This window comes from Pseudoalteromonas shioyasakiensis (genome assembly GCF_001550135.1).
Lineage (GTDB): Bacteria > Pseudomonadota > Gammaproteobacteria > Enterobacterales > Alteromonadaceae > Pseudoalteromonas > Pseudoalteromonas shioyasakiensis.
This window is the reverse complement of the sequence record NZ_LRUE01000002.1, coordinates 130,498-146,317: the sequence shown is the minus strand read 5'-3', so window position 1 is coordinate 146,317 and position 15,820 is coordinate 130,498. Positions and strand designations below refer to the sequence as shown.

15 protein-coding genes are annotated in these 15,820 nt (G+C 40.9%); 8 read left to right on the top strand and 7 right to left on the bottom strand.

The features are described from left to right. Nucleotides 1-16 precede the first annotated feature (16 nt). The 4 genes from glmM to rlmE form a co-directional block, all read right to left on the bottom strand. Complete coding sequence (glmM, locus tag PASHI_RS01290) at nucleotides 17-1,372, bottom strand: phosphoglucosamine mutase (protein WP_062564322.1); 1,356 nt, start codon at nucleotides 1,370-1,372, stop codon at nucleotides 17-19. Beyond that, the gene (gene folP, locus PASHI_RS01285; RefSeq protein ID WP_062564321.1) at nucleotides 1,365-2,213 is read right to left on the bottom strand and encodes a dihydropteroate synthase; all 849 of its coding nucleotides are present in this window, start codon (nucleotides 2,211-2,213) and stop codon (nucleotides 1,365-1,367) included. Before folP ends, glmM begins: the two co-directional genes overlap by 8 nt. 128 nt (nucleotides 2,214-2,341) lie before the next feature. Continuing rightward, a complete protein-coding gene (gene ftsH, locus PASHI_RS01280) occupies nucleotides 2,342-4,282 on the bottom strand; it encodes an ATP-dependent zinc metalloprotease FtsH (RefSeq protein ID WP_054561861.1) in 1,941 nt (646 codons plus the stop codon). A 66-nt stretch (nucleotides 4,283-4,348) separates the two neighbouring features. Next, complete coding sequence (gene rlmE, locus PASHI_RS01275; protein WP_054551703.1) at nucleotides 4,349-4,978, bottom strand: 23S rRNA (uridine(2552)-2'-O)-methyltransferase RlmE; 630 nt, start codon at nucleotides 4,976-4,978, stop codon at nucleotides 4,349-4,351. 89 nt (nucleotides 4,979-5,067) lie between these two features. On the opposite strand from rlmE, the gene yhbY reads away from it, so the two are divergent. After that, entirely contained in the window at nucleotides 5,068-5,364 is a 297-nt protein-coding gene (gene yhbY / locus PASHI_RS01270; RefSeq protein ID WP_062564320.1) for a ribosome assembly RNA-binding protein YhbY, read from the top strand. Between the two features lie 105 nt (nucleotides 5,365-5,469). Here the strand turns inward: yhbY and PASHI_RS01265 are convergent, their stop codons facing one another. Further along, nucleotides 5,470-6,618 carry a serine hydrolase domain-containing protein gene (locus PASHI_RS01265; protein WP_062564319.1) on the bottom strand — a complete coding sequence of 383 codons (1,149 nt, stop codon included), beginning with the start codon at nucleotides 6,616-6,618 and terminating at the stop codon, nucleotides 5,470-5,472. 115 nt (nucleotides 6,619-6,733) lie between these two features. Between PASHI_RS01265 and PASHI_RS01260 the strand changes: the two genes are divergently transcribed. The 6 genes from PASHI_RS01260 (at nucleotide 6,734) to PASHI_RS01235 (ending at nucleotide 12,486) form a co-directional block, all read left to right on the top strand. After that, nucleotides 6,734-7,540, top strand: coding sequence for a hypothetical protein (locus PASHI_RS01260; protein ID WP_062564318.1), 807 nt, complete (start codon nucleotides 6,734-6,736; stop codon nucleotides 7,538-7,540). A gap of 166 nt (nucleotides 7,541-7,706) precedes the next feature. Further along, nucleotides 7,707-8,546 (top strand): MipA/OmpV family protein, encoded by an 840-nt coding sequence (locus PASHI_RS01255; RefSeq protein ID WP_062564317.1) that lies wholly within the window; start codon nucleotides 7,707-7,709, stop codon nucleotides 8,544-8,546. After that, nucleotides 8,536-8,937 carry a DUF3019 domain-containing protein gene (locus PASHI_RS01250; protein ID WP_062564316.1) on the top strand — a complete coding sequence of 134 codons (402 nt, stop codon included), beginning with the start codon at nucleotides 8,536-8,538 and terminating at the stop codon, nucleotides 8,935-8,937. The genes PASHI_RS01255 and PASHI_RS01250 overlap by 11 nt, the downstream gene beginning before the upstream one ends. Before the next feature lie 13 nt (nucleotides 8,938-8,950). Beyond that, nucleotides 8,951-9,658, top strand: a complete 708-nt coding sequence (locus tag PASHI_RS01245; RefSeq protein WP_062564315.1) for a response regulator — start codon at nucleotides 8,951-8,953, stop codon at nucleotides 9,656-9,658. Between the two features lie 12 nt (nucleotides 9,659-9,670). Then, on the top strand, nucleotides 9,671-10,960 hold the full coding sequence (locus PASHI_RS01240; RefSeq protein ID WP_062564314.1) for an ATP-binding protein: 1,290 nt from the start codon (nucleotides 9,671-9,673) through the stop codon (nucleotides 10,958-10,960). A 173-nt stretch (nucleotides 10,961-11,133) separates the two neighbouring features. Beyond that, entirely contained in the window at nucleotides 11,134-12,486 is a 1,353-nt protein-coding gene (locus PASHI_RS01235) for a sodium-dependent transporter (protein ID WP_062564313.1), read from the top strand. A 31-nt stretch (nucleotides 12,487-12,517) separates the two neighbouring features. Here the strand turns inward: PASHI_RS01235 and PASHI_RS01230 are convergent, their stop codons facing one another. Further along, entirely contained in the window at nucleotides 12,518-12,955 is a 438-nt protein-coding gene (locus PASHI_RS01230) for a GNAT family N-acetyltransferase (RefSeq protein ID WP_062564312.1), read from the bottom strand. A 67-nt stretch (nucleotides 12,956-13,022) separates the two neighbouring features. Beyond that, nucleotides 13,023-13,766, bottom strand: coding sequence for a sporulation protein (locus PASHI_RS01225; protein WP_062564311.1), 744 nt, complete (start codon nucleotides 13,764-13,766; stop codon nucleotides 13,023-13,025). A gap of 221 nt (nucleotides 13,767-13,987) precedes the next feature. Here PASHI_RS01225 and PASHI_RS01220 point away from each other — a divergent pair, with 221 nt between their 5' ends. After that, entirely contained in the window at nucleotides 13,988-15,559 is a 1,572-nt protein-coding gene (locus PASHI_RS01220) for a cation:proton antiporter family protein (protein WP_062564310.1), read from the top strand. Nucleotides 15,560-15,820 lie beyond the last annotated feature (261 nt).

Below are 15,820 nucleotides of genomic sequence, written 5' to 3'. Positions count from 1 at the left end.
TTACAAGAGGTTATTGTTATGCCTGGGTTTGTTTGCTCACAGTTTCGACAACTGCGGCTATTTTACGTGCGCTATCAAGGACAACTTTTTCCTGTTCAGCTTCAACCATTACTCGCACAACAGGTTCAGTACCTGATTTACGAAGTAATACACGACCTGTATCACCTAATTTTTCTTCAACTTGTGCAACAGCATCAATCACCGTTTGATCTTGCGTTGGATCAGTACCTTGTGGGTAGCGCACATTAATCATTTTCATTGGATATTTTGTAAAGCCAGCCCCTAAGTCTTGCAATGTTTTATTCTGCGCTACCATCGCTGCTAATACTTGCAAGCTTGAGATAATGCCATCACCCGTGCTAATTAAATCTAGGTTTAATACATGACCTGAGCTCTCGCCGCCGATTTTCCAGCCTTTTTCTTGCAGTAACTCCATTACGTAGCGGTCACCCACTTTACTGCGAGCAAACTCAATTCCACGAGCCTTTAAGGCGTTCTCAAGACCCATGTTTGACATTACCGTACCGACGACACCACCACCTAAAATATCGTCATTTGCAGCTTGGCAAGCAATGATATAGACAATGTCATCGCCATCAAAAACTCGGCCATTATGGTCAGCCATCATTACTCGGTCACCATCACCATCGTAGGCAATACCAACATCGGCATTGTGTTCTAATACCTTACGTTTAAGGGTTTCAACATGAGTTGCACCACACTCTAAGTTGATATTTACCCCGTTTGGCTCACAGGCATGACAGATAACATCCGCGCCTAGTTCACGCATTACTGAAGGTGCAATGTTATAAGTAGCACCGTTAGCACAATCGAGAACAATTTTTAAACCTTCAAGCGATAAGCCTTGCGGGAATTGGCTTTTGCAGAATTCAATGTAGCGACCATCAGCAGTTTCTAAACGACGCGCTTTACCAAGCTTATCAGAAGCAACACAGGTCATTGGTTCATCCATCATGGCTTCAATTTCAAGTTCTACTTCATCTGCAAGCTTTAAACCACGACCACTGAAAAACTTAATACCGTTATCATGGTAAGGGTTATGAGATGCACTAATCACAATACCCGCTTCAGCACGGAAAGTTTGCGTTAAATAAGCAACAGCTGGTGTCGGCATTGGGCCTAACAAAACAACATCAATACCAGCAGCAATTAAACCTGCCTCGAGTGATGTTTCGAGCATGTAGCCAGAAATACGGGTATCTTTACCAATAATGACTTTTTTTGTGCCAATTTTTGATAATACACGCCCTGCAGCCCAACCTAGCTTTAAAGCAAATTCAGGTGTGATTGGAAACTCACCCACCATGCCACGAACACCATCTGTGCCAAAATACTTTCTTGTGTTACTCATTTGAAATTCCTCGTTCACATGCTTGCCAAACCGCTAGCACGTCAGCTGTTTCTTGTACGTCATGAACACGAATAATTTTTGCGCCATTTTGTGCTGCTATCAGCGCGCCTGCAAGGCTTCCCGCTAAGCGTTCATGTGTGTCTCTATTTAATAAATTACCAATCATCGATTTACGAGAAAGGCCTGCTAGTACCGGTAAATTGAATTTATTAAATATATTAAACTCTTTAAGTATTTGATAATTATGAGCCAAAGTCTTACCAAAGCCAAAGCCCGGGTCTAAAATAATACGCTCAAGCTGAATGCCCGCTTGCTCACACACGGCTAAACGCTCTGCAAAGAACTCATTAATATCATTAAACAAGTCATTATAATGTGGGTTACTTTGCATAGTACGAGGCTGACCTTGCATATGCATTAAGCAAATTGCCACCTCTGGGTATTGTGCCAGTACCTCAATTGCACCAGGTTCTTGTAACGCTCTGACATCATTGATTATGTCAGCTCCTGCGATTATCGCTTGGCACATTACTTCGCTCTTGCTGGTATCAATGGAAATAATACAATCACTGCTTGCTCTAAGCGATTTCACTAAAGGAATAACGCGTTCAAGCTCATCTTCAAGAGATACATCAGGTGCCCCTGGGCGGGTAGACTCACCACCTATATCAATTATTTTTGCGCCTTGATTTAATAACGTATGAGCTTGTTTGACAGCGCTGTCTAGTTGGCAAAAGCTACCGCCATCAGAAAATGAGTCTGGAGTGACATTTAAAATCCCCATCACCACTGGGGAATCGAGGTGTAATGTGCGACCTCGAGGTAAGTTAAGAACGGTCATTGAACACCTATGCTATAAATTAGCGTCAATTGCGCATTTATTATTCTAGATAACAGTTTGAAAATTGCGCATTTTTTGAAATAAAAAAGCCCCGACTAGCGGGGCCTTTCTGTGTCTAATTGTACCGACTATTCGGCTTTGTCATCAACATTTGTTTTTGTTTCTGATGATTCTTCTGGCTCTTTTGTGTCGTTTTCGACAACTTTTGCAGCAGAAGGAGCTGGCTTTTTATCATCTGAGCGACGGTCATGAACATCACGTGGCTCACGTACAGGCTGACGTGCCATTAAGTCATCAATTTGACCCGCATCAATCGTCTCGTACTTCATTAGTGCATCTTTCATCGCATGTAAGATATCAATGTTATCTTTAAGGATTTGCTCTGCACGTTGGTAGTTACGATCTGAGAATAAACGAACTTCTGTGTCGATCACTTTTGCAGTTTCATCAGACATGCTCATAGCACGGCTACCGCCGCCACCCATATACATTTCGTTTTGGTCTTCAGCATAAAGTAATGGACCTAGTTTTTCACTAAGACCCCATTGAGTAACCATTTTACGAGCAATATCGGTTGCACGTTCAATATCGTTACTTGCACCGGTTGTCACTTTATCTTCACCGTAGATTAGTGCTTCAGCAATACGACCACCGTAAAGACTAGAGATCATTGACTCTAAAAGCTCTTTTGAGTGGCTCACACGGTCTTGCTCAGGCAAGTACATAGTGACACCAAGCGCACGTCCACGAGGAATGATAGACACTTTATAAACTGGATCATGTTCAGGTACCATGCGACCAACAATTGCATGGCCCGCTTCATGGTAAGCAGTCATTTCTTTTTCCTGCTCGCTCATCACCATGGTCTTGCGCTCTGCACCCATCATGATTTTATCTTTTGCAGCGTCAAACTCTGCCATGCTAACAACGCGTTTGTTACCACGAGCTGCATATAAAGCGGCTTCGTTAACTAAGTTTGCAAGGTCAGCACCAGAGAAACCAGGCGTACCACGTGCAATTACCGCAGCTTCTACGTTGTCGCCTAGTGGCACTTTACGCATGTGAACTTTAAGAATTTGTTCACGACCACGAATATCAGGAAGCCCAACAACAACTTGGCGGTCAAAACGGCCAGGACGTAATAACGCAGGGTCTAATACATCAGGGCGGTTGGTTGCTGCGATAACGATAATACCTTCGTTACCTTCAAAGCCGTCCATTTCAACAAGCATTTGGTTAAGTGTTTGCTCACGCTCATCGTGACCACCACCCATACCAGCGCCACGCTTACGGCCTACTGCATCGATTTCATCAATAAAGATGATACAAGGTGCTGCTTTTTTCGCTTGCTCGAACATGTCACGTACACGTGATGCACCAACACCTACAAACATTTCTACGAAATCAGAACCTGAAATTGTGAAAAACGGCACTTTAGCTTCACCAGCTACCGCTTTAGCTAGTAACGTTTTACCTGTACCAGGAGGACCAACCATCAACACGCCTTTCGGGATGCTACCACCTAGCTTTTGGAATTTTGATGGGTCACGTAAGAAGTCTACAAGTTCAGTTACATCTTCTTTCGCTTCGTCACAACCAGCAACATCAGCAAACGTCGTTTTAACTTGGTCTTCACTCATCAGACGCGCTTTACTCTTACCGAAAGACATCGCGCCTTTACCGCCACCACCTTGCATTTGACGCATGAAGAAAATCCACACACCAATAAGCAGTAACATCGGGAACCAAGAGATTAAAATGCTGGCGAGGAATGACTGCTCTTCTGGCTTAACGCCTTTTACATTAACGTTGCTTTTTAAAAGATCATTCAAGATGTCTTTATCATACATTGGCATGATGGTTTGAAAGCGCTCACCATTTGTTTTAGTACCAGTAATCGTACCTGTGGTGCTTTCAATTGAGACTTCTTGGATAGCGCCACTACGAGCGTCGCTAACAAATTGAGTGTAACTTGTTTGGCGATCTGCCTGATCACCACCATTAAAGCTCTGAAACACTGACATTAGCACAACTGCAATGACCAGCCAGAGTATTAGATTTTTCGCCATATCGCTCAAGGAGTTAACCTCTTGTATCCAATTAATTTAAATTCAACTTAACGCAGCACAACTGTACTACAGTTTGTAGCCTGTCGCCACTATATAAACTTCCCGAGAACGGGCGCGTGATGCATCGGGCTTTCTAATTTTAACCGCTTTAAAGCTATTACGTACTTCCTGCAAGTATTGATCAAATCCTTCGCCTTGGAAGACTTTGACACAAAATGCACCATTTTTCTTTAAAACTTGGTGACACATATCTAATGCCAACTCAACTAAGTACATACTACCAGCTTGGTCAACAGATGTATTGCCGCTCATATTAGGTGCCATATCAGAAAAAACTACATCAACATTTTTTCCATCAATACGGGTCAGTAGTGCATCAAGTACCGCTTCTTCACGAAAGTCGCCCTGTAAGAAGTCAACACCTGCTAGTGAGTCCATAGGTAAGATATCACAAGCAATTACTTGACCTTTATCCCCTACTTTTTCTGCTAAATATTGCGACCAACTACCTGGCGCAGCACCTAAATCAACCACTGTCATTGATGGTTTGATTAATTTATCTTTGTTTTGAATTTCGTCTAATTTGAATACCGCACGAGAACGCCAACCTTTCTTTTGCGCTTCGTGAACATAAGGATCGTCGAAATGTTCTTTCAGCCAACGCTTAGAACTGGCTGAATGTTTTTTATTTGCCATAAAATTAATACGTAACTAATTAGTAATATTCTCTAGATGGCGTTAGAATACCCTTAATTCAAGCCATATTCAGCAAAATTTGTAACATGATGAAATTATCGAACAAACAAAAGCAGTTTTTAAAAGGCCAAGCGCACAGTTTAAAACCTGTTGTATTACTTGGTGCAAACGGATTAACAGAAGGCGTTTTAGTTGAAATTGAAAGCGCTCTAGAAATTCATGAACTAATCAAAGTTAAAGTTCCTACAGATGAACGTGAAACTAAAGCATTGATTTTTGATGCAATTGTTCGCGAGACAGGCGCAACAAAACTACAAACAATTGGCCATACAATTGTATTGTATCGCCAAAGCGAAGAGAAAAAGATTCAATTACCACGCGGTTAATCCTGCCTTGTGAAATTTCGAATCAGAAAAAGCCAGCAAATATGCTGGCTTTTTTGTAGGCAAAAATAATTTTGCATTAATTTGTAACTAAACTTTTTAGCTAGGCTATTTTTGCTCTCGCGTGTATTTAAGAACCCGATTAATAAACTCGGTAGTTAATTCATTAATTAACCCTGTTTCTGCATTGAGAACTAAGCTAAACCCTATGTTTAGATGCGGAAATACTACAATATCGCTGCGATAACCTTGCACCCAACCACTGTGGTAATAAAGTACTTCATCATCATAGTTGTAAACACGCCAACCCAATCCATAGTAAGCATCTTTAACATGGCTTCGCCAAACTCGGCGACGAGTTTCTTTTTTAGTATGTGTATAAGGACGGGTTTGTTTGATCAATGCTTCGAGTGGTAATACATCTGGGTATTGTCCTAGCTGCGCATTTAACCAAATAGCCATGTCATTTGCGCTGGCGTTTACACCTGCAGCTGCAGGCACTTTATAGTAATTTTTCTTTAAACGAGATGTATACCAACGCTTTCTACCGCGTACATGAGGGTGAGCATAGTTGTTGTCTTTAACCATCCCCTCAAAACCAACACTGGCATCCACCATTTTTAAAGGCGCAAAGATATATTCTGAAATCCAATGTGAGTAGTCCATCTGTGTTGATTGATAAATCACTGAGTCAATCAAACTAAACATCACATTTTGATAGCCGTAGCACTCGCTTGGTTTGCAGATAGGCTCAACAGTCAATAGCCGCTCGACAATATCTGGGTAACTCATACGCGACTCAATTAGGTTATCGTATGCATTAGGTACTAGGCCACTAGAATGGCTAAGGATATGATAAATTTTTAAGTCATCTTTGTAAGCAGTATTAGAAAAAGCAGGAATAAACTTACTTATTGGGTCATCAATATTAAACTCCCCTTGCGCTGCAAGTTTAGCAGTTAATGAGCCCGCAAAGGTTTTAGAGACTGATGCCAATCGAAAGCGGGTATGTTTATCGACTTTACGACCTTTTTCTATTTTTGTTCGACCAATACCATTAATAAAATCATCATGACCAATATTTACAATCGCCAATGAACCACCTGGTATCCCTTTACTTTTTAATTTTCGGGTAAGGTGTTTATTATAATCAGCAACGAAAGTTTGCCATTGCTTATCACTCGAAGCAGCTTCTCCGCTAGCAAAAAGCAGTAAAAAAGAAAAAAGAAAGGGAATTAAAGATAAGCTGTACTTCATTATTTATTTTTTTAAGTCTGTTTAGGAAGTTTCTTATAACATAATATCATGAACTTTTGCCTCGACTAACGTACAATACGCTTAATCTTAAATATTTATGGGTAGATTAATCTTTATGCGCTTACTTGTAGTTTTGTTTTTTACTTTAATTTCAGCTGGTTGTGCCCTTAAACCTGAACCTGCGCCATTACTTTCGATGCCAAAGAAACCAAGCTTACAAAGCCAACGCTTTCAAGTAGAGTATCAAACAGAGCATGCAGCTCCTAAAGTGAAGTCAGTACAGTTGCCTGCACATGCAGTGAGTAAAAACCAAACTGTGGTGATAGTTGCCGACAAAACCAGTGTGACTGATACCCTTTATGGTCAGCTTACAGAAGCACTTGCAGCCAAACAGTTAAAGGTTGTCGCAGAAGGCGCACAAGCAGATTACACCCTATCTATTCATCAGCTTGATCTTGAGCTTATAGAAGACACAGAATATCAATTAGTCAAACCAAAAAAGCCTCTGCCTTTATTTGATGAAGTAGCAAAACAGTTTCCAGTTCAGCAATGTGCAACGATCTTAGGTCAAGTAAGCATGCGCTTAACTCACAAGAAAACCGGTGATGTTGTATGGTTTGCAAAGTCATCAATTGACAGCGCAAGCTTTCACCGTGAGCCTCTGATCTACAGCTTTGAACAACAGCAGCTAATAAAGAATGAACTTGAAGTAGCGACTTTTGTACATGAACAAAACTCTGAAGAGGCACGTATGGCACGAGTTAACCAAGAAGTAACGATTCCTGCTTATCAAACGATTACGCGAATGAACGAATTTAAAAAGGAACAAGGACCGTGTAACCGTACAGAAATTAGCGCGCTTACACCTATGATGCAGTACTACCTGAGCAGCATTTTAATCGATAAAATAAAAGTTCAGTAACTAACTTTTGCTGTTTGTCTGCCCATAGGCAAACAGCTTCCCTCCTTGAATTTGCAACACTTTCTTACACTTCCAATTTCTGTTACTACATTTTTTTACAGATTACAGGAACTCCTTAACAATATACTATAAGCTATTACCCTTTCTTACAGACAAGGAAGCAACGTTGCGAGCTTACAGTGCCCTATTATTGATATGTTTAACCTTGCTTAGTACCACAAGCCAAGCAAGTAACCGCTATTATGCAGACAATACTTTAGAACCTAGTCAAGGCTTTGCATGGGACTGGGGCATCGGGTTAGGTTACTACATTGAAGACTCTTACCTTGTAGGCATGGACTCTTACAATGATGGCATAGAGCCAGATGTACACCTCGCAGTTTCTTACGACAGCTTTTACCTCGATTATGACCAAAGCCAACTTAGTGGCGGTTTAACATTAGGTTACAGCGTTATCGATAAATTTGAATGGGGCTTAGATATTGTCGGCACCAACATTCAATCTGGCTTTGATGAAACAGGCTTAAATATTTATGGTAACGAAGTAATTAAAGAGCTTGAAGGGATCAGAACACGCGACTACGACTTTGATGTAGGTCTTCGCCTATCACGTCGCTTTGAAAACTCGCAAATTTCATTTGAATACCTGCATGATATTTCAGGTGCACATAATGGCTGGGTAATGAATTCGTTTTTTAGCCAGATCATTCCTTGGCGAAATTGGGAGTTTCGCTCTGGCGTTGGCTTAAGTGCCTACTCAGAAGACTTTACAAATTACTACTTTGGCATTTCAGAAGCTGAAGCGCTAGAAACTCGCCCTGTATATAACCCGGATACCTCTTACAGCCTTATTTTTGAATTTCATGCAGAATACCCAATTAACAGGCATTGGGTGTTTTTAACTGGTTGGTTATCAACTTGGTTTTCAAACGATATTCACCAAAGCCCTATAATTTCTCAAGAGTATCAGCATAAAGCCAAGGTAGGCGTGCGTTATGTTTTCTAAGTATTACTTGTGCTTTACCTTATTACTGTCAGGGCCATTACTCGCTGAGCAGCAATCTGTAGGTAAGAAAGATATTGAAAATGCGTTAGTTGCACTGCCCGACACATGCGTAGCGCTGCGTGAAGGCAGAAATTGCTACGCAGAAGTTGATTTAACATGGCATCAAGAGCAAGTTGGTAACTACTGCTTACGTAATGCACAAAGCAAGCACATTATTCAGTGCTGGTTGATGCAACAAAAGGGCTTATTTAGATACCAATTTGATTCAGCAGAAACCATAGGTTTTGAACTTATAAGCAGTGATAACGGTAAGGTTGTTGCAAGCACTGAAATACAATTACAGTGGGTCTATCAAAATCGTCAAAAAAAACGTCGTTGGCGACTGTTCTAAGCAGGAGTAAATAATGGAACATTACGGAACTATCTTATTAGTAGAAGATGATATTTCTCTCGCCAATTGGGTTGCGGAATATTTAATTGAACAAGGCTACCAAACAACCATATGCCAACGTGGCGACCAAGTCGTTGAGCAGGTACGTAAAGCAAACCCTGACTTAGTTTTGTTAGATATTATGCTTCCGGGTCAAGACGGTATTAGTGTGTGCCGTGATTTAAGACAGTTTTATCACGCCCCGATTATTATGCTCACCGCACGTGATGATGAGATGGATGAAGTGATTGGCCTTGAAGTTGGTGCCAGTGATTACATGATGAAACCCGTTCGCCCTCGCGCTTTATTAGCACGTATAAAAGCAGCACTTCGCTCTAAATCAGATACACAAGAATCAAGCACAAGCTCTGAGCTTATTAATGTGGGTAAGTTATCAATCAATACTGAGTCACGTACCGTTTACTTTAATAATGATGAGGTTCATATCTCAAGCGCTGAGTACCTACTACTGCATTATTTAGCAAGTAATGCAGGTCAAGTGGTTTCACGAGATGCAGTGTTTAAGGCAACGAAAGGGCGCGAATATGATGGCTTAGACAGAAGTGTGGATGTGCTGATTTCATCATTACGTAAAAAATTTAATGATGACCCTCAGCACCCTGAAAAAATTAAAACTATCTGGGGCAAAGGCTATTTACTTGTTGCCACCGCTTGGCAATAACGACTCGCGCCTGTGAAAAAGTTTTATATCTCACTCCTTGGCAGTGCCCTGCTTTCAATCATCGTGTTGGGTTGGCTAATTGATGCTTTTAGCCAACAAACCCAAGCACCTCAGGATGTGTTTTCTAGCGAAACACAAATGATTAAAGGCTTTGCAAAGCAACTCGCTAAGTATGATGCTAAAGATCGTGAGCAAGCTATTGCGGATATTAACCAAAACTTTGCTGTGCAACTAGAGTATCGCCCTACACAGTCGCTTGCGCTACCTCATTCATTGTTAACACAAATGACCCAACCTAGTGGCCTTATCCTCGAAGATCAGCAAGGCTACTATTTACTTTACAGTGAAGCTGCTTTGGGCACACACCACTTAAAAATGCGTTTAGATAAAGACTTAACACACGAGCAAGGCAACGATGTATTACTCACCTTGTTGTTCTACGCTGGGTTATGCGTATTTATGGGCTTTATCATTGCGCCACTGGCCAAGCGTTTAACGGTATTAAACGAAGCGGCACAACGCTTTGCTAAAGGTGATTTAAAAAGCCGTATTCACTTATCTCACTTTACCTATATCAAAGATGTTGAGCTGACATTCAACCGTATGGCGAGTCAAATTGAAAAACTTCTTGATGAAAATAAGTTAATGGCATCAAGTTTATCTCACGATATTCGCACACCTATCGCCTGCTTAAGGTTTGGCCTTGAAGCAGCGCAAGACTGCCCTAATGACGAAAAGCGCCTTGAGTATCTTGCTCGAATGGAAAACGACTTAGACCAAATGGAGTCTATGCTAAAAAGTTACTTGGCATTTGCAACCCTTGAGCAAAAAGCAAATCAGTTGACCTTTAATCATTCTGATCTAGAAACCTATATTCTTACTTTAATACATCAAATTGAGCCCAAGCTTGAACAACAAGGCTTGCGTATTAATCACCACGTTGAAGGCGGTGATATTTGTGCGGATTTACACTGGTTAGCTCGGGCCATTGTTAATTTATTAAGTAATGCTTGCGACTTTGCTGAATCAGAAATTTTACTCAGTGCAACCAGTACCAGTGAATCCGTTACCATAAAAATTGAAGATGACGGTCCGGGTGTCAGCGAACAAAACTGGCAAAAAGTATTTAGTCCATTTTTCCAAGAACAAACACATCGTAACCGGGATGGAGAAAGCTACGGGCTTGGCCTTGCTATCGTTGCGAAAGTGGTTGATTGGCATCATGGTACGGTCGAAGTATCAAAAAGTAAGCAGCTAGGTGGCGCGTGTTTTACTCTTTCAATTCAAAATAAAAGCCAATAAACATGTTTCAATTGTGTTAATTGTTTCGTATTGTAATGCGCAATTGCACGAATTCTACGCTGACAGCTCGCACATAACGAAGAACAACCAAAATGCGGATGATTAACCCTTTTTATTTAGTGTTAATTCGAGTAGATTGTCAGCGCCGTCACAAATAGAGAAGTAACAATAATATGAGCGCATCACGTGGGGAGTTCAGCTCCCGCTTTGGATTTATTATGGCTGCAGCAGGCTCTGCTGTTGGCTTAGGAAATATTTGGGGTTTCCCAACACAAACTGCAAGTAATGGCGGTGCCGCGTTTTTAGTGGCTTATTTAGTGTTAGCATTTTGTCTTGCTTATCCTGCTTTAATGGCTGAGTTAGTAATTGGTCGTCATGGTCAAGCTAATGCCGTCACTTCACTTCGAAAAGTAACGAATCAAGCATGGCAAAAGAAGTTCGCCTTCATGGTGGGTTTTGGCGGTATTATTTGTGCGGGTCTCATTTTAAGCTTCTATGCGATTGTGGCTGGCTGGATGCTGAGTGCAACCCTCGAACCTGTTGCACAATTAGCTGGTCAAGAGCAAGCAGGCACTTGGCTTAGTGAGCAGTCACTATCAAGAAACCTTATATTCACTGCCGCATTTATTATTTTAACCGTCTCAATTATCTCTAAAGGCGTAGAAAACGGCATAGAAAAATGGTCTAAGCGCTTAATGCCTGCCCTGTTAGGGATTTTGTTTATGCTTATCATCTATGTAATGACGCAAGATGGCGCAATGGAAGGCCTAAAGGCGTATTTAGTGCCAGACTTTTCATCGATTTTAAACCCTGAGTTATTAGTGAATGCACTAGGACAAGCATTTTTCTCATTGTCGCTTGGTACCAGCGTAATGATCATCTACGGCTCATACATTAGCAAAAAAGAAAACCTAGTATCGTTAGGCGCTTATGTGACTTTAATCGATGTGTTCATTGCCTTTGTAGCCGGTTTACTCATTATTCCAGCTATGTATGTTGCTCAAGCTCAAGGCGTACAAATTTTCTCTGCTGAAGGCGCATTACTTTCAGAAGATACCTTAGTATTCCAAGTGCTGCCGGCACTATTCACTAGCATGGGTAATGTGGGTATTTTTGTTGGCTTTGCATTTTTTGCGTTAATGAGTATTGCAGCGTTAACCTCATCGATTTCGATGCTAGAAGCACCTGTTTCCTATGCTGTTGAACGCTTTGCGTTAAAGCGTGTGCAAGCTACATGGATCATTGGCGGTATTATTGCGCTCATTAGTTTTACAATTGTCTTTAACCTAGGCACCTTGTTTGGCTTTGTGATCACCTTAACCACTAAGATTGGTCAACCGATTCTAGGCTTAATGTGTTGTATTTTTGTTGGTTGGATTTGGCATCGCGCGTCACTGCTAAAAGAAATTCAACAAGGATGCCCTGAAGCTGCTAATAGCTTCTTCTGGAAAGTATGGCCATGGTATATCAAGTTTATTTGCCCACTAGCCATTTCGCTCGTATTTGCTAACTCTCTGTTAAGCTAACAAATGTTTATGTTTGAAGTGGCCATTTAGGCTACTTCAAACACATATCTTGATGTGGAATGCCATCTTCTAGGTAATCATCGCCCACATTTTCAAAACCAAATTGCTGATAAAACCCTGTTAAATAACACTGAGCACCAATCATAATCGCTTTGTCAGGCCAATGCTCTTTACATGTGTCTATCGCAGTTTGCACCAACTTACTCGCCAAACCATCACCACGAAATTGCTTTGCTACCAGCACTCGACCAAATGCGCTAAATTGCTCACTCTTTTTATAGCATCGTGCATAGGCTGCCACCTGCTGACCTTTAAACAAGAACACGTGCTGGGTCAGTTCATTGTTATCCACTTCGTCAATTTCTGGGTAAGGGCAAGTTTGTTCTACCACAAATACATCAACCCGCGCCCGTAAAATGGCAAATAATTCATCTTTACTGAGTTCACTATAACTTTTAACAGAAAACATAACTCTCCTTTTTGAAGACAAAAAACCCAGCCGTAGCTGGGTTTTAACTAACTTAATAGCAGTTAGCCTAAGCAAATAATCGTTCTAGCTGATCACACAGCTGCGACAGATTTACATGATCATGCTCAATGGTTAAATCGACATAACCATCCCCTCTAAAGGCACGGTCAAGTTCAATCAGTACATGAGTTTTGTGCGCTTCAGGAACAAACGACAACTCTATCTCTTGTAGACCAAATAGGCTTCGGCTGTTTGGTCGATACTCTAGCTCTTGATAGCATCCCGAATGTGATTGAAATGTAGGTGCTCTTAAGAAGCCTTTTTCAACATCCGCTTTTACTAAGCTAAAGCCAAGTCTATCCATCGCTACCATCAACGTGCTTACAGCATCGTTAGGATAAATATGAAGTGCATCACGATCAGTTGGATCAAGTGCTAAATCAATATCCAAGCCTGTTTCAAGCCACACATGTGATTGGTTATAACCAGCATTAATTTCAGTGATCGGTGTTTCTGAATGCAGTCGCGCTTCAAATGGAATATGTTTTTCAGCACCTGCTGCAATCGTGCCGATATCTGTAATTCGCCACTTTTCAATTACATGGTTTGTAAAGTACTCACCATCTTCACCTTCGACTTTAACACGTGTCATCAGTGCTAAGTCTAAACCCGATATGTCTTGATCAACATCGCCGCCTTTAATAACAATAACGGCATTAAATTTTTGACCCGGTTGTAAATGCTCTGTCTCAAGTACAGTGTCAACTTTTGCTGCACCAATACCTACTGATGCAAGGATTTTCTTAAACATCTTTTCTCCTTAAGCCAGCTTCTAACCTATGGCTTAAATTCCTTTGTTAATGCATCTTAACCACAATTAAAAGCTAATGTCAGCGAAAAAATGATGCTTTTGGCGGATTAATCAATAAATCATGTATAAGTGCTTATTTTTTGAACTCTTACTGTCTGATATTGTTTTCCAACTACAAATATTTCGCTACACTTCTAACAAATGAAGTCAAAAGAAAAACTATGGAACTAATCTACTTTGCTACCGCGTTCGTTTGTGGCTTTGCTGTTTATCAGTTAAAGCTGCCTCCTCTTATCGGCTTTTTATTAGCGGGTTTTGCACTCAACCTATATGGATATAAGACAACCGAGCTGCTGAATACGTTGGCAAGCTTGGGTGTTACTTTATTATTGTTTAGCATTGGTCTTAAGCTCAAAGTATCAAACTTAATGAAACCACAAGTTTGGGCGCCCGCCTCAATGCATATTGTTTTAAGCAGTACGCTCTTTAGTGGTTTTATGTTGTTGCTTGGTGCCCTTGCACTGCCTTTATTTAACGAGCTTACTTGGCAAAGTGCATTGTTAGTCGGCTTTGCTTTTAGCTTCTCTAGCACCGTGTTTGCCGTAAAAGTACTTGAAGAACGCGGTGAAATGGCTAGCCTCCATGGTAAAATCGCCATTGGTATCTTAGTTATGCAAGATATCTTTGCCGTTATCTTCTTAGCCATCAGCACAGGTAAAGCCCCGAACATTTGGGCTTTGGCATTATTAGTGGGTTTACCTATTTTACGCCCAGTGATGTTTTGGGTATTAAATCGCTCAAAACACGGTGAGTTATTACCCCTGTTCGGCTTTTTCTTTGCGCTGATTATTGGTTACCAGGCATTCGAATTTGCAGGTCTTAAAGGTGATTTAGGTGCTTTGATTATCGGTATGATGTTCGCATCGCATAAAAAAGCTGGTGAATTATCAAAGTCACTTCTTAATTTAAAAGACGTGTTGCTGGTTGGCTTTTTCTTAAACATTGGTTTGAATGCAGAGCTGACCAGCCATGCCGTGATTGTTGCACTCATCATTATTTTAGTTCTGCCTTTAAAAGTTGCACTTTATTATGTGCTAACAAACGCGTTTAAATTACGTGCTCGTACTTCATTATTAAGCGCGTTTAGCTTAGCTAATTACAGTGAATTTGGCTTGATAGTCTGCGCCGTTGCAGCCACCAGCAATATGATTACATCTGAATGGCTAGCCGTGATGGCTATCGCTGTGTCAATCACCTTTATACTCGCATCACCATTAAATAAACGCTCGAATGAAGTGTATGTAAAAATAGAACATTGGCTACTTAAATTTGAAAGCGACAGCCGTCTTTCAGAAGAGCTGCCAGTGAATCTAAATGACACTAAAATCGTGATCTTTGGTATGGGCCGAATTGGTACAGGTGCCTATGAAACAATCAGTCAAACTCACCCAAACCTTGTCGCTGGTATTGATATTAAGCCAGATGTTGTTGACAAACATATTAGCCGAGGCCGCCGGGTGTTACTTGCTGATGCCACTGACCCTGACTTTTGGCAGCGGGTAAACCACTCACATGTGGGTATGGTGATGCTTGCAATGCCAAAACATATGCAAAATATTTTTGCCTTAGAACAACTTCGTGCTTCTGGTTATGAAGGTCAAGTTACGGCGATTGCAAACTACCCAGATCAGCAAAAAGAACTAGAGGAAATGGGGGTCGACTCTACTTATAACTTCTATTTAGAAGCTGGTAGCGGCTTCGCAGAGCATGTAAAACAAAAACTTTTCTCTTAATGTAAAAAATAATTCTCGGTACCTTCTCATGGTACTGAGAATTATTTTCACTGTATTCAGTTAGTTGGCTAACTAGTTTTCACGACAAACCAAATCAGTCCCTCTATTGGGTCAAGCTTATTTACAAAGCTTTACATCCAGATTAGCAATCAGGCTAAAAAAAAGAGTAGAATTAATTTCAAGGTGCTTAGCTAAGTATCTATTTTTAACACAAAAAAGTTTAACAGTGTGGTGTAGTACCGCTGTTTTTTAATTCAGCAC

Coding starts and splice junctions, on each gene's coding strand:
- folP (WP_062564321.1), bottom strand. CDS start 2,213: ATGACCGTTCTTAACTTACCTCGAGGTCGCACATTACACCTCGATTCC.
- PASHI_RS01235 (WP_062564313.1), top strand. CDS start 11,134: ATGAGCGCATCACGTGGGGAGTTCAGCTCCCGCTTTGGATTTATTATG.
- PASHI_RS01245 (WP_062564315.1), top strand. CDS start 8,951: ATGGAACATTACGGAACTATCTTATTAGTAGAAGATGATATTTCTCTC.
- yhbY (WP_062564320.1), top strand. CDS start 5,068: ATGAAATTATCGAACAAACAAAAGCAGTTTTTAAAAGGCCAAGCGCAC.
- PASHI_RS01230 (WP_062564312.1), bottom strand. CDS start 12,955: ATGTTTTCTGTTAAAAGTTATAGTGAACTCAGTAAAGATGAATTATTT.
- PASHI_RS01265 (WP_062564319.1), bottom strand. CDS start 6,618: ATGAAGTACAGCTTATCTTTAATTCCCTTTCTTTTTTCTTTTTTACTG.
- PASHI_RS01260 (WP_062564318.1), top strand. CDS start 6,734: ATGCGCTTACTTGTAGTTTTGTTTTTTACTTTAATTTCAGCTGGTTGT.
- rlmE (WP_054551703.1), bottom strand. CDS start 4,978: ATGGCAAATAAAAAACATTCAGCCAGTTCTAAGCGTTGGCTGAAAGAA.
- PASHI_RS01220 (WP_062564310.1), top strand. CDS start 13,988: ATGGAACTAATCTACTTTGCTACCGCGTTCGTTTGTGGCTTTGCTGTT.
- glmM (WP_062564322.1), bottom strand. CDS start 1,372: ATGAGTAACACAAGAAAGTATTTTGGCACAGATGGTGTTCGTGGCATG.
- PASHI_RS01250 (WP_062564316.1), top strand. CDS start 8,536: ATGTTTTCTAAGTATTACTTGTGCTTTACCTTATTACTGTCAGGGCCA.
- ftsH (WP_054561861.1), bottom strand. CDS start 4,282: ATGGCGAAAAATCTAATACTCTGGCTGGTCATTGCAGTTGTGCTAATG.
- PASHI_RS01225 (WP_062564311.1), bottom strand. CDS start 13,766: ATGTTTAAGAAAATCCTTGCATCAGTAGGTATTGGTGCAGCAAAAGTT.